The 13,144-nt window shown below is 75.1% G+C and carries 12 protein-coding genes; 6 read left to right on the forward strand and 6 right to left on the reverse strand.

The window, feature by feature from the left end:
- Positions 1–4 precede the first annotated feature (4 nt).
- Together AB3388_RS06420 and AB3388_RS06425 are read right to left on the reverse strand one after the other, a co-directional pair.
- Positions 5–490: a type III PLP-dependent enzyme domain-containing protein gene (locus AB3388_RS06420; RefSeq protein ID WP_495409930.1), complete on the reverse strand. Its 486-nt coding sequence runs from the start codon at positions 488–490 to the stop codon at positions 5–7.
- Complete coding sequence (locus AB3388_RS06425; protein WP_495409931.1) at positions 418–1,260, reverse strand: type III PLP-dependent enzyme domain-containing protein; 843 nt, start codon at positions 1,258–1,260, stop codon at positions 418–420. Before AB3388_RS06425 ends, AB3388_RS06420 begins: the two co-directional genes overlap by 73 nt.
- Positions 1,261–1,312: 52 nt before the next feature.
- On the opposite strand from AB3388_RS06425, the gene AB3388_RS06430 reads away from it, so the two are divergent.
- Complete coding sequence (locus tag AB3388_RS06430; RefSeq protein WP_495409932.1) at positions 1,313–2,644, forward strand: D-arabinono-1,4-lactone oxidase; 1,332 nt, start codon at positions 1,313–1,315, stop codon at positions 2,642–2,644.
- Positions 2,645–2,763: 119 nt separating this feature from the next.
- Here AB3388_RS06430 and AB3388_RS06435 read toward each other — a convergent pair whose 3' ends face one another.
- Both AB3388_RS06435 and AB3388_RS06440 read right to left on the reverse strand, forming a co-directional pair.
- Positions 2,764–3,654 (reverse strand): oxidoreductase, encoded by an 891-nt coding sequence (locus AB3388_RS06435; RefSeq protein WP_495409933.1) that lies wholly within the window; start codon positions 3,652–3,654, stop codon positions 2,764–2,766.
- Positions 3,655–3,724: 70 nt separating this feature from the next.
- On the reverse strand, positions 3,725–4,846 hold the full coding sequence (locus tag AB3388_RS06440; protein ID WP_495409934.1) for an alcohol dehydrogenase catalytic domain-containing protein: 1,122 nt from the start codon (positions 4,844–4,846) through the stop codon (positions 3,725–3,727).
- Positions 4,847–5,435: 589 nt separating this feature from the next.
- Between AB3388_RS06440 and AB3388_RS06445 the strand changes: the two genes are divergently transcribed.
- The 3 genes from AB3388_RS06445 (at position 5,436) to AB3388_RS06455 (ending at position 8,699) form a co-directional block, all read left to right on the forward strand.
- Entirely contained in the window at positions 5,436–6,650 is a 1,215-nt protein-coding gene (locus AB3388_RS06445; RefSeq protein ID WP_495409935.1) for a M23 family metallopeptidase, read from the forward strand.
- Positions 6,651–6,756: 106 nt separating this feature from the next.
- Positions 6,757–7,680, forward strand: coding sequence for a cation diffusion facilitator family transporter (locus AB3388_RS06450; RefSeq protein ID WP_495409936.1), 924 nt, complete (start codon positions 6,757–6,759; stop codon positions 7,678–7,680).
- Positions 7,681–7,736: 56 nt separating this feature from the next.
- Positions 7,737–8,699: a cytochrome c oxidase assembly protein gene (locus AB3388_RS06455; protein ID WP_495409937.1), complete on the forward strand. Its 963-nt coding sequence runs from the start codon at positions 7,737–7,739 to the stop codon at positions 8,697–8,699.
- 179 nt (positions 8,700–8,878) lie between these two features.
- On the opposite strand, the gene AB3388_RS06460 is transcribed toward AB3388_RS06455, so the two are convergent.
- Positions 8,879–10,426 carry an MFS transporter gene (locus AB3388_RS06460; protein ID WP_495409938.1) on the reverse strand — a complete coding sequence of 516 codons (1,548 nt, stop codon included), beginning with the start codon at positions 10,424–10,426 and terminating at the stop codon, positions 8,879–8,881.
- Positions 10,427–10,505: 79 nt separating this feature from the next.
- Between AB3388_RS06460 and AB3388_RS06465 the strand changes: the two genes are divergently transcribed.
- Positions 10,506–11,009: a metallophosphoesterase family protein gene (locus tag AB3388_RS06465; protein WP_495409939.1), complete on the forward strand. Its 504-nt coding sequence runs from the start codon at positions 10,506–10,508 to the stop codon at positions 11,007–11,009.
- A gap of 19 nt (positions 11,010–11,028) precedes the next feature.
- Entirely contained in the window at positions 11,029–11,865 is an 837-nt protein-coding gene (locus AB3388_RS06470; RefSeq protein ID WP_495411440.1) for a putative RNA methyltransferase, read from the forward strand.
- Between the two features lie 136 nt (positions 11,866–12,001).
- Here the strand turns inward: AB3388_RS06470 and AB3388_RS06475 are convergent, their stop codons facing one another.
- Positions 12,002–13,135 (reverse strand): DNA glycosylase AlkZ-like family protein, encoded by a 1,134-nt coding sequence (locus AB3388_RS06475; protein ID WP_495409940.1) that lies wholly within the window; start codon positions 13,133–13,135, stop codon positions 12,002–12,004.
- Positions 13,136–13,144 lie beyond the last annotated feature (9 nt).

Raw genomic sequence — 13,144 nt, forward strand, 5'->3', positions numbered from 1 at the left:
CGCGTCAGAAGGTCCGGCCCTCGCCGCGGTAGGTGGGGACGGCGTCGACGACGGCGTCGACCGCCACGAGGTGCAGCTCGCTCACGTGCTCGCACAGCTCGCCGGCCTTCGCGTGCCGGAACCACACCCGGTCGCCGATGCGCAGGTCATCGGCCGCCGGCCCGCGCAGCGGCGTCTGCACCTCCCCGGCACCCTCGGCGGGCAGCAGGCGCAGCCCGGCCGGGTGGGTCGGGACCGGCACCCGGTCGGCGCCCGGCGGACCCGAGGCGATCCACCCGCCGCCGGCCACGGTGACCAGCCCCGGCGCCGGGCGGCGGGTGACCGGCAGCGCGAACAGCGCCGCCGGCCGGCCGCGGAAGGCGCGGTAGCCGTCGAACAGGCCGGGGGAGTAGAGCCCCGAACCGGCCGCCACCTCGGTCACGGCGTCCTCGGCGGCGGTCCGCTCGAGGCAGCCGGTGCCGCCGCCGTTGACGAACTCCAGGTCGGCCACGGTGCGGACCGCGGCGACCGCCTCGGCGCGACGGGCCGCGAGCTCCCGGCCGGAGAGCCGCTGCATGGCACGGACGGCGGAGCCGCGCAGCGGCCGCCCGGGCGGCGCGTCCCCGACGCCGGCGATCTGCGCTTCGTAGGCCATGGCGCCGACCAGCCGGACCCCGGGCCGCTGCGCCACCGCCCGCGCCAGGGCGGCCGCGTCGGCGGGGCGTGCACCGGCGAGCGACGGGCGCCCACGTGCACGCGGCCGCCGGCGGGCCGCCAGGAGGCGTCGAGGTCCAGGCAGATCCGCAACGACGGGCGCGCGCCGGGGGCGACCACGGCGTCGACGAACTCGAGCTGCTCGACCGAGTCGATCATCAGCGTGACGCGCGCGGCGGCCTCCGGGTCGCCGGCCAGCCGGCGCAGCGCGGCGCGGTCGGCGGTCGGGTAGCCGACCACGACGTCCCGGCTGACCGGGTCGTCCCCACCGGCCAGCCACAGCGCCTCGCGCAGCGTGTACGCGAGGACGCCGGCGAACCCCGGCCCGGCCAGCACCCGCCGCAGCACCGCGCGGCAGCGCACCGACTTGCTCGCCACCCGCACCGGCCTGCCGCCGGCCCGCCGCACCAGGTCCCCGGCGTTGGCGTCCAGGGCGTCGAAGTCGACGACCGCGAACGGCGGGTCGAGGTCGGCGGTCGCGCGGTCCAGCCGCTGCCGCTCCGCACGCGGCGCGACCTCCGCGGGCGTCGAGGTGACCATGTCGGGGCAGCGTGCTGGCTCGATCACGCCTGGTCAACCCGTTGACCGCGGACACGGAACCCGTGTTGAGTGCGGCGCCGTGGAGCAGGAAGCAGAACCTGCCGGCCCGAGCGGTGAACGCACCCGCTGGCGGAACTGGGCGGGCAACCAGCAGGCCACCGTGGACGTCGTCCGCCCCTCCTCGGCCGACGAGGTCGCCGACGTGCTGACCCGGGCCGCCGCACACGGCCGGCGGGTGCGCCCGATCGGCAGCGGCCACTCCTTTACCGGCATCGGCCGGCCCGAGGACGTGCAGCTCGTCACCGACCAGCTGGTGGGGATCAGGCAGATCACCGACGACGGGCTGGTCACCGTCGGCGCCGGGACGCCGCTGCACCGGCTCAACGCCGAGCTCGCCCGCCAGGGCTGGTCACTGACCAACCTCGGCGACATCGACCGCCAGACGGTCGCCGGCGCCCTGGCGACCGGGACCCACGGCACGGGCGCGCGCGTCGGCGGGCTGGCCACCCAGGTCCGCGAGCTCGAGCTCGTGACACCCGCCGGGGAGGTGCTGCGCTGCGACGCCGGGCACCACGCCGACGTCTTCTCCGCCGCACGGATCAGCCTGGGCGCGCTGGGCGTGGTCACCGCCCTGACCCTGCAGGCGGAGCCGGCGTTCGCGCTGCGCGCAGTCGAGGGCCCCGGCACCCTCACCCGGGCCCTGGCCGAGTTCGACGAGCTGATGACCGGCAGCGACCACGTCGAGTTCTACTGGTTCCCGCACACCGACGCCGTCCTCATCAAGTGCAACACCCGCGTGCCGCTGGCCGACGGGCTGGACCCCCTGCCGCGCTGGCGCGCCGTGTGGGATGACGAGGTCCTCTCCAACGCCGCCTTCGCCGGCGTGATCGCCGCCGGCAAGCGTGTCCCGGCGCTGGTGCCCCCGCTGGCGCGGCTGTCGGCGAGGGCGCTGACGCCGCGCACCTGGACCGACCACGCCCACCGGGTCTTCGTCAGCCGCCGCCGGGTCCGCTTCCTGGAGATGGAGTACGCGGTGCCGCGCGCCGAGGCCCCCGCCGTCCTCGGCGAGCTGCGCCGCGCGCACGAGGCGAGCGACTGGCGCGAGGCGTTCCCGGTCGAGGTGCGGGTGGCCGCCGCCGACGACATCCCGCTGTCGACCGCCTCGGGTCGCGACAGCGCCTACATCGCCGCGCACGTGCCGGCGCACACCGATCCCGGCCGCTGGTTCGAGACCCTCGAGAAGATCGCCGGCGAGGTCGGCGGGCGGCCGCACTGGGGGAAGCTGCACGGCCTGGACGCCGGCGTCCTCCGGCAGCGGTATCCGCAGTTCGGCGAGTTCACCGCCGTCCGCGACCGGCTCGACCCCACGCGACTGCTGGGCAACGACCACCTCGACCGGGTCCTGGGGTGAGGTGACGGCGCGCCGAGCCGGTCCTGACCGCGATCAAGCACGCGCGCTTTCGCGCGATCAAGCACGCGCGCTTTCGCGCGATCAAGCACGCGCGCTTTATCGCGATAAAGCGCAGGGAGTCAGAGGTCGATGTCGGGCTCGCCGGTGCCGCCGATGCGGTCGAGCTCCGCGAGCTCGACCGGGCCCAGCTCGCGCGCCGCCGCCCGCAGGTTCTCCTCGAGGTGCGCGATCGACTTGGTGCCGGGGATGAGCAGGATGTTGGGGGAGCGGGCCAGCAGCCAGGCCAGCGCGACCTCCATGGGCGTGGCCTCCAGGCGCCGGGCCACCGTCTCCAGCGCGGCCGACTGGATCGGGGTGAACCCGCCGAGCGGGAAGAACGGCACGTAGGCGAGGCCCGCGCGGGCCAGGGCGTCGATCAGCGGGTCGTCGTCCCGGTGCACCAGGTTGTAGTGGTTCTGCACGCACGCGACGGGCGCGATCGCCTGTGCCTCGGCGAACATCTGCGTCGTCACGTTGCTCACGCCCAGGTGTTTGATCAGCCCCTGCTGCTGCAGCTCGGCGAGGGTCTCGAACGGCTCGGCGAGCGATCGCTGCACCGGCGCCTCGAAGCCCGGCATCCGCAGGTTGACGACGTCCATCGCGTCCACGCCGAGCCGGTCGAGGTTGTCGTGCACCGCCTGGCGCAGCTCGTCGGGGGTGAGCGCCTCGGGCCAGTGGCCGTCGGGGGTCCGCCGGGCGCCGACCTTGGTGACGAGCGTGAGGTGCTCCGGATACGGGTGCAGCGCCTCGCGGATGATCTCGTTCGTCACGTGCGGCCCGTAGTAGTCGCTGGTGTCGATGTGGTCCACGCCCAGCTCCACCGCACGCCGCAGGACGGCGACGGCGCCCGCCCGGTCCGCCGGCGGACCCATGACGCCCGGGCCGGCCAGCTGCATGGCGCCGTAGCCCATGCGGTGCACCTTGTGGTCCCCGAGGGGGAACTGGCCCGACTTCTCCGCGGTGACGGTCATGCTCCACACCTGCCCCCGCCGGGCCCCGCCATGCGCCCGGGCCGGGAAAACCCGGCCCGGGCGCCGTGCCTCACGGCTTGAGCAGCACCTTCACCGCACCGTCCTTCTTCTCGCGGAAGTTCATGTACGCCTGCGGCGCCTCCTCGAGCGGCACGTGGTGGGTGGCGAAGCTCTCCACGCCCAGGAAGTCCTCGGCCTCCACCAGCGGCAGGATCTCGGGGATCCAGCGCCACACGTTGGCCTGGCCCATGCGCAGCTGGATCTGCTTGTCGAACATGCGCATGAGCGGCAGCGGGTCGGTGGCTCCGCCGTAGACACCGGACAACGAGATCGTGCCGCCGCGGCGGACCGCCTCGATCGCGGTGTTCAGCGCGGCCAGCCGGTCGATGCCGGCCACCTGCATGACCTTCTCCATGATCGCGTCGGGCACGATCGCGGTCGCCTTCTGCGCGATGCTGGCCAGCGGCGAGCCGTGCGCCTCCATGCCGACCGCGTCGATCACCGCGTCCGGCCCGCGGCCGTCGGTCGCGTCGCGGACGGCGGCGACCACCTCGTCCTGCTTCGTCGTCTCGATCGTGGAGACGCCACGTGCCCGGGCCCGCGCCAGCCGCTCGGGGACGTCGTCCGCCCCGAACACCTGACCGGCGCCGAGGTGCTGGGCGATGCGGGTGCTCATGTCTCCGATCGGGCCGAGGCCGAGCACCAGCACGCTGCCGCCCTCCGGGATGCCGGCGTACTGCACGGCCTGCCAGGCCGTGGGGAGGACGTCGGAGAGGTAGACGAACCGGTCGTCCGGCGGGCCGTCGGGCACCTTGATCGGCAGCGTGTTGCCGAACGGCACCCGCAGGTACTGGGCCTGGCCGCCGGGCACCTGCCCGTAGAGCTTGGTGTAGCCGAACAGCGAGGCGCCGAAGCCCTGGTCGCGGTTCTGGGTCGTCTCGCACTGCGAGTGCAGGCCCTGCGAGCACATCCAGCAGGTGCCGCAGGAGATGTTGAAGGGGACGACGACGCGGTCGCCGGGCCTGAGCGCGGTGACCTCGGAGCCCACCTCGCGGACGACGCCCATCGGCTCGTGGCCCATCACGTCGCCGACGGTCATGAACGGCGCCATGACCTCGATCAGGTGCAGGTCGGAGCCGCAGATCCCGGACGAGGTGATCTCGACGATCACATCGGTGGGCTCCTCGATCATCGGATCCGGAACGGTCTCGACTCGAACGTCGGCACGACCGTGCCAGGTGACTGCGCGCATGAAGGCGTCTCCCTCGATAGGGGCCCGAAAGGGGCTGTCGAGAGGGCCTCCTGCCCCTTCGTGACCCGGGTCGCGCTCTGAATCGTTCTCAGGCGGCGTGTCCGTGACTCTCTGTCGCTGTAGCAGCGACAGTCCGCCGAACGACATCGATGGGCCTTTGTGACGACGGCCACCATTTAAGGGCCTATACCCAGGCCGGTCAGGTCACGAACAGGTCACGGCATGTTTACATGGCTCCCGCCCGCAGCGCGGCGGGCTCCACCGCCTCCTCCCCGAGGCCTTGTCCTGTCCGCCGACGGAAGCCAGGTGCATGAGCTCGCTCGACCACGACCACCTTCTCGACGAGGGCCCGCGGCCCAGCACGCGCGGCGGATCATCCCTCGCTCCAGCCGGTGGGACGCGGACCCGGCGGCGGCCGGCCGCCCGCGCAGGGGAGAAGGCAGCAGGGAGCGCCTCGAAGCCGCGCCAGCGGCAGGCGCGGCCGGCCGGGGGCGCCTCGGCTCCCGGACGCGCGACGGCCAGAGCGACGGTGACCAAGGCCGCCGGCGCGGCGCGGTCGGCGGCCGAGGCCACGCGCACGGCCGGCACCAAGGTCGCCGCGACCGCGAAGCCCACGGCGGCGAAGGCCGCGAAGGCGGCCACGGCCACGGCCGCGACGGCGAAGCCCGCGGTGGCGAAGGCCGTGAAGGCGGCGACGACCAAGGCCGCGACCGCGAAGACCGCCAGGTCCGCGACGGCGAAGCCCGCGACGGCGAAGCCCGCCGCCACCCCGGCCGCCGAGGCGCCCCGGCCCCGGCCCCGGCCCACGCCCCGGCCCCGGCCCACCCCGAGCCCGCGCCCCGCCGCGGCCGAGCCGGCACCCGAGGTCGTCGCGGTGGCCGCCGCGAGGACCGTCCGTGACCTCGCGGACACCGCGGCGCTCGTCGCCGCCGAGGAGGCCCGCAGCCTCGCCGTCGTCGAGGAGCTGACCGAGGCCCCCGCCGACGTCGTCGTCAAGGAGATCGAGCCCGCCACCGGTTCGGCGCCCGGTCGCTGGAGCCGGCTGCGACGCCGTCCGGCGATGTACCTCGCCGCCGCCCTGATCGGCGCGATCGGCGTCGGCGCGGTCTCCGCGGGTTCCGCCGCTCAGGCCGACCCCGCCGAGCAGCCCAGCCACTCGATGAGCGTCGCCGCCGAGCTCGGCCTCTCCTCGCAGCAGACGGCGCTCGCCCCCGATGCCCACGACACCGACCGGCTGGCCGAGCTCGCCGCCAGCCGGGCCACCCGCGAGGCCGAGCAGAACGCCGCCGTGACGGCCCAGCAGGAGGCGGACCGGGTGGCCGCGGCGGCCATCGCCGAGGCGGCACGGCCCAAGGCGGTCCTGCCGGTCACCGGGGCGCGGCTCAGCAGCGGCTTCGGGTCCCGCTGGGGCACACTGCACGCCGGCATCGACCTGGCGGCGCCCATCGGCACCCCGGAGTACGCGGCGGCCGACGGCGTCGTCCTCGAGGCCGGTCCGGCCAGCGGTTTCGGGCTGGCCGTCTACATCCAGCACGAGAACGGCGACGTGACCGTCTACGGCCACATGGAGCAGATCCTCGTGCAGCCCGGCCAGGTGGTGAAGGCCGGCGACACGATCGCGCTGCTCGGCAACCGCGGCCAGTCCACCGGCCCGCACCTGCACTTCGAGGTGCACGTCGGCGGCATCAACGGCACGAAGATCGACCCGATCCCGTGGCTGCGGGACCGCGGCGTCCAGATCTGATCCGCGCGACCGCCCGACGACGCCCCCGGCCGGATCGATCCGGCCGGGGGCGTCGCGCGTCGGGCACACTGCGCGGTGTGCAGTGGGCAGGGAGGGAGGCCGCCTGATGGGGCACGACCACGCCGCCCACGCCCACGGCGGCACCGCCGGCGCCGCGCACCGCAGGCGCCTGCTCGTCGTCCTCGTGCTGACCCTCGGGGTGCTCGTCGCGGAGGTCGTCGGCGCCGTCCTGTCCGGGTCGCTCGCGCTGCTCGCCGACGCCGGCCACATGGCCACCGACGCTGCGGGCATCGCGCTCGCGCTCGGCGCGGTGACCCTCGCCCAGCGACCCGCCCGGGGACGGCGGACCTTCGGCTGGCAGCGGATCGAGATCCTCGCCGCCGTCGCCAACGGGCTGCTGCTGCTCGGCGTCGCCGGCTACGTGCTGGTCGAGGCGATCCTGCGCATCGGCGAGGACACCGAGATCGGCTCGGGACTCATGCTCGCCGTCGCGGGCGTCGGCCTGCTGGTCAACCTGATCGCCCTCGCGCTGCTGCACCGGGGCCGCACCGAGTCGCTCAACGTGCGCGGCGCCTACCTCGAGGTGCTCGGCGACGCCCTCGGCTCGGTCGCCGTCCTCGTCGCCGGCGTGATCATCGCCACGACGGGCTGGACCTACGCCGACGCGCTCGCCTCCCTGGCGATCGCCGTCCTCGTGCTGCCGCGGGCCTGGCACCTGCTCCGCGAGGCCCTCGACGTGCTGCTCGAGGCGGCGCCGCGGGGAGTCGACCTGGACGACGTCCGCGCGCACATCCTCGGGGTCGAGGGCGTCCTCGGCGTGCACGACCTGCACGCCTGGACGATCACCTCGGGGCTGCCGGTGCTCTCCGCGCACGTCGTCGTCACCGACGAGGCGCTCGAGGCCGGGCACGGCGGGCGGGTGCTCGACGCGCTCTGCGCCTGCCTCGGCGACCACTTCGACGTCGGCCACTGCACCTTCCAGCTCGAGGCGGAGACGCACGCCGAGCACGAGGCGCCCGTCCACGATTGACGTCCCTCGGTGGGACAGTGGGGACGCACAACTGATCGGCACGGCAGGAGGCGTCGGTGCAGCACGCGGACCACTCGGGCATGTGGATGCCCGACGAGCCGCCCACGTGGGGCCGGATGTTCTTGCCACACCTCGACGGCTGGTCGTTGCTGGCGTTCGCCGGCATCGCCGCGCTCGTCCTCTACCTGGTCGGCGTCGTGCGGCTGCGCCGCTCCGGCGTGCCCTGGCCGTGGTGGCGGACGGCGTCCTTCGTCGCCGGCGCGGTGTGCCTGTTCGCGGTCACCGGCACGTGGCTGTCCGGCTACGGCATGGTGCTGTTCAGCGTGCACATGGTCCAGCACATGGCGCTGTCGATGATCGTGCCGCTGCTGCTGCTCTGCGGCTCGCCGGTGACGCTCGCGCTGCGGGCGCTGCCGCGCGGCAAGGGCACCGCGGGGGCGCCGCGGGCGCTGCTGCTGGAGGCGCTGCACAGCCGGGTCGCCCGGTTCCTCGCCAACCCGTTCTTCACGGTGCCGCTGTTCCTCGGCAGCCTCTACGGCGTCTACTTCACGCCGATCTTCGACGACCTGATGGCCAACTCGCTCGGCCACCAGTTCATGCTGGCCCACTTCCTGGTCACCGGCCTGCTGTTCTTCGGCCCGATCCTCGGCCAGGACCCGTGGCCGCGGACCCTGGGCTATCCCGGCCGGATGCTGGAGCTGCTCGTCCCGATCCCGTTCCACGCCTTCTTCGGGGTCGCGATCATGATGGCCGGGTCGCTGGTCGTCGGCTCCTTCGCCGCGCCGCCGGCGTCCTGGGGGGTGGACCTGCTGGCCGACCAGGGCACCGCCGGCAGCATCGCGTGGTCCTTCGCCGAGCTGCCCAACGTGGTCGTGCTGGCGATCGTCTTCTTCTCGTGGGCCGGGTCGGAGGAACGCCGCGGCCGCCGGCTGGACCGCCAGGCCGAGCGGGACGCCGACGCCGAGCTCGAGGCCTACAACGCCCGGCTGCGGGCGATGGCCGCCCAGAACCGCGGCTGAGCGCCGTCAGCCCACGAGCTGACCCGTGGCGGACGACGACCACCCGTTGGGTGTGGTCACCACCCGCGCCGCGCCGGCGCCGTCCTGGCTCACCGCAGCGCGTCCTGGCTCACCGTGCGAGGTGAGCCAGGACGCGCTCCGGTGAGCTGAGCTGATCGTGGCGACGGCCGCCGGCGAGCTCAGCCCGCGTGGACCAGGGCGTCGCCCTCGGCCGGCAGGTCCTCCTTGGTCGCCTTGACCAGGACGGCGGAGACCAGCGCCCCGGCGAGCAGCAGGACGGCGCCCCAGACGAACGCCGTCGTGTAGCCGTCGGTCAGCGCCTGCGGGCCGGGCACCAGGGTGCCCGGGGCCGCCGGGTTCGGAACGCCCTTGCTCGGGTCCGCGATCAGCGACGCGGTGATCGCCGCGACCGAGATGGTGGCCAGCAGCGCGGTGCCGATCGAGGCGCCGACCTGCTGGACCGCCTGCAGCACCGCGCTCGCCGCGCCCGCGTCGTGCGCGCCCGCGCCGACCAGCGCCAGGTTCGACAACGGCACGAAGGTGAACCCGAGACCCAGGCCGAGGAGCAGCTCACCGGGGAAGGCCAGCGCCCAGAACGACGTGTCGACATCGAGGAAGGACATGAGGAACAGGCCGCCCGCGGCCAGCAGGCCCCCGACCACCATGAGCGGCTTCGGCCCCAACTTCGGGACCAGGGCGCTCGCGGCGCCGGCGGAGACGAGCACCCCGAGCGTGGTCGGCAGCGAGGCGAACCCGGCCTCCACCGGCTTGTAGCCCAGCACCAGCTGGAAGTACAGGCTCAGGAAGAAGAACGCGCCGATCAGGCCGGCGCCCACCAGGGTCGAGGTGAGGTACGCGCCACCGCGGTTGCGGTCGAGGATCAGCCGCATGGGCAGCAGCGGGTTCTTCACCCGCAGCTCCACGAGCACGAAGGCCGCGACGAGCACGGCGCCGCCGATGATGAAGAACCAGGCCCAGCCGTTGGCCCACGCGTTCTCCGTCGGGTGCTCCTGGGCCGCCTGCGCGACCTTGGTGAAGCCGTAGACGAACGAGGTGAGGCCGAGGGTCACGAGGATCGCGCCCGGGACGTCGTAGCTCGAGTCGCCGGGGGCCTTGCTCTCGGGCACGAACGGGATCGCGGCCACGATCGCGACGATGGCCACGGGCACGTTCACCCAGAAGCACCAGCGCCAGTCGGCGTACTCGGTGAGCACGCCGCCGAGCAGCAGCCCGACCGCGGACCCGCCGCCGGCGATCGCGCCGTAGACGGCGAACGCCTTCGCGCGCTCCTTGGCGTCGGTGAACAGGACCGTCAGCAGGGCCAGGGAAGCCGGCCCGAGCAGCGCGCCGAACGCACCCTGGGCCGCGCGGGCGATGAACAGCATCCCCTCGTTGACCGCCAGGCCGCCGACGGCGGAGGCGATCGCGAAGCCGGCGGCGCCGACCAGGTAGGTCCGCTTGCGGCCCCAGAAGTCGGCGATCCGGCCGCCGAGCAGCAGGAAGCCGCCGAAGGTGAGGGTGTAGGCGGTGACGATCCACTGCTGCGTCGCCGCGCTGATCTCCAGGTCGGCGGAGACCGACGGCAGCGCGATGTTCACGATCGTGGCGTCCAGGATGATCATGAGCACCGTGACGGCGATGACCGCCAGGGCCAGCCAGCGCCGGGGATAGGGCTCGCCGGGGTCCCCGGCGACGGGAGTCGAGGGAATGGGCGCGGGGTCTGTCACGGGTCGTCCTCAGTTGCGGTTACGGAACGGCCGGGTCGCCGGCCGATCGATGAACCTAGCGGGCTGCGAGCATGTCGTCGTGCCTGTTTCGCTCGTGGTGATCTCCGACACGCACGTGCCGAAGCGCGCACGCGACCTCCCCCGTTCCCTGTGGACGGCGATAGAGGCGGCCGACGTCGTCGTCCACGCCGGCGACTGGGTCGACGTGGCGCTGCTCGACCTGCTCGAGGAGCGCGCCCGCCGGCTGGTCGCGGTGCACGGCAACAACGACCACGGCCCGCTCCGCGAGCGACTGCCCGAGGTGGCGCGGGCCGAGATCGAGGGAGTCCACCTCGCCGTCGTACACGAGACCGGTGACAGGAAAGGCCGGGAGGAGCGCTGCGCCGCCCGCTTCCCGGACGCCGACGTCCTCGTCTTCGGGCACAGCCACATCCCCTGGGACACCACCGCGCCCACCGGCCTGCGGCTGCTCAACCCGGGCTCGCCGACCGACCGGCGCCGGCAGCCGCACGGCACCTTCGTCACCGCCGTCGCCGCGGACGGCGCGCTGCACGAGGTCACGTTCCACACCGTGCCGCGCTGACGTGTCGGCCCGGTTTCCGCTGCCCGAACGGGCGGTTGCGCTGCTCGCCTGCCCGGTCTGCGGCGCGGGGATGGCGGCGACGGCCGACGGGCTGCGCTGCACCGCCGGGCACGCGTTCGACCGGGCCCGGCAGGGGCACGTCACCCTGCTGCCGCCGGGTCACCGGCCGCCGTCCGGCGACTCGGCCGAGATGGTCGCCGACCGGGTCGCCTTCCTCGCCGCCGGCGCCTACGCCGGGGTCACGGCGGCCCTGACGACGGCGGTGCTCGCCGACGGGCCGCCCGGGACGCTCCTGGACCTCGGCGGCGGTACCGGGCACCACCTGGCCGCCGTCCTCGACCGGGCGCCCGACGCGGCCGGGATCGTGCTCGACTCCTCGCCCTACGCCGCACGCAGGGCCGCCCGCGCGCATCCGCGGGCGATGGCCGTCGTCGCCGACACCTGGGCGCGGCTGCCGGTCCGGGACGGCGCCGTCGACCGCGTGCTCGTCGTCTTCGCGCCGCGCAACGGCCCCGAGACCGCGCGGGTGCTGCGCCCCGACGGGCGGCTGGTCGTGGTCACCCCCGCCGCGGAGCACCTCGCCGAGCTGGTGACGCCGCTCGGGCTGCTGCGCGTCGACCCGGACAAGGGCGCCCGCACCGCGGCCGCGCTCGAGCCGCACCTGCGGCCGGTGGCCTCGGCCGGGCACCGCGAGGTTCTGGAGCTGGGGCACGCGGCCGTGCGCACACTCGTCGGCATGGGTCCGCACGCGCGGCACGTCGCCCCGGGCGCCTTGGCGGCGCGCCTCGCCGTCCTGCCGGAGCCGGTGCGGGTCACGGTGGCCGTCGACGTCACGACCTGGTCACCGGTCAGCTGACGTCGCGACCTCCCGCGGACGTGGCCTCGGTGTACGCGGCGCGGTCGGTGCCGACCGCGGCCGCGAGCCGCTGCTTCAGCTCGACCGGCTCGCCTCCGGGGCACTCGAACCACTCGACGCGGGGCGCCGGATCTCCTCAGTCGACGACGACGCCGCCGAGCTCGGCCCCGCGCAGCGCGGCGACGGCGGCCAGCTCGTCGGTGATGCGGCGCCCGTGGGCCGGCCGCCAGCCGTCGAGCGGCACGAGTCGCACGTCCAGCCGCCGGCCCTGCTTGCGGGCCCGCCACGCGCAGGAGACGGCGCCGTCGACCAGGGCGACGCCGGGGTTGGCGACCATCCGCCAGACCTCCTTCTGCTGCGCCCGGTCGGGGACCAGCGTCGCCCGGTCCGGGCCCTCCAGCGCCGCGTCGTAGGGCGGCAGCAACCGGATCCCCTCCGCCGGCTCCGCCGCCGTCAGCCCGGCCAGGTCGGCCTCCGGCACCCAGGCGCGGCGGCCGTCGAGCTCGACCTCGGTGAGCGCGGGCGCAGCGGCCCAGCGCTGCCGCGCCTCGGCCGCGCCCAGGCCGAGCCACGTCGCCAGCTCGCCCGGGGTGGTGGGGGAGTGGGCGCGCAGGAACCAGGCCAGCAGCGCCGCGGCGCCCGCCGCGGGATCCCGGTCGGGCGGATCGGCCAGCCACTGCTCGGGCCGGACGAAGGCGCCGTCCTCCCGGTCGGCCGCGCGGACCCAGCCGACGGCCAGCCCGACCATCGCGAACAGCCCGGTGTCGACGTGCACGGCCCGGCAGGGCGCGCAGAAGGCCGAGACGGAGGGCGGCAGCGCGGCCGTCACCACCTGGGAGAGCTGGCCCTGCGTCCGGGGCGCGGCGTCGAGCGCGGTCCGCGCCGCGTCCGCCCCGTTCCGCAGCAGCGCCCCGGGGTGCTGCCGGGCGGCCACGCCCCGGCGGCGGAGGCGGTCGACGAGGGCCTCGTCGTCCACCGGCAGCGCGCCCGCGGTCATGGCGCCGTGGTCGCGCGGGTCCAGCACCCGGGCGCCGCGCGCGGTCGGGGCCTCGACCCAGTGGCGGGCGTCCAGGGCGTCGCGGACGTCGTCCGCCCGGACGCCGTCCGCTCGCGCGTGCCAGCCGACGACGGCGGAGTCCGGCCCTCCGGTGCGCAACCCGGCCGGGCGCACCGCCTCGGCTCGGCGCCGCGCCGGCAGGCGGGCCGCCAGGCCGTGGGCCGACAGCCGCCAGGCCAGCACCTGGGCGCGGCTGACGGTCGGTCTCGGCATGCCGGGAGT

Source organism: Geodermatophilus sp. SMS 5-13, assembly GCF_059428245.1.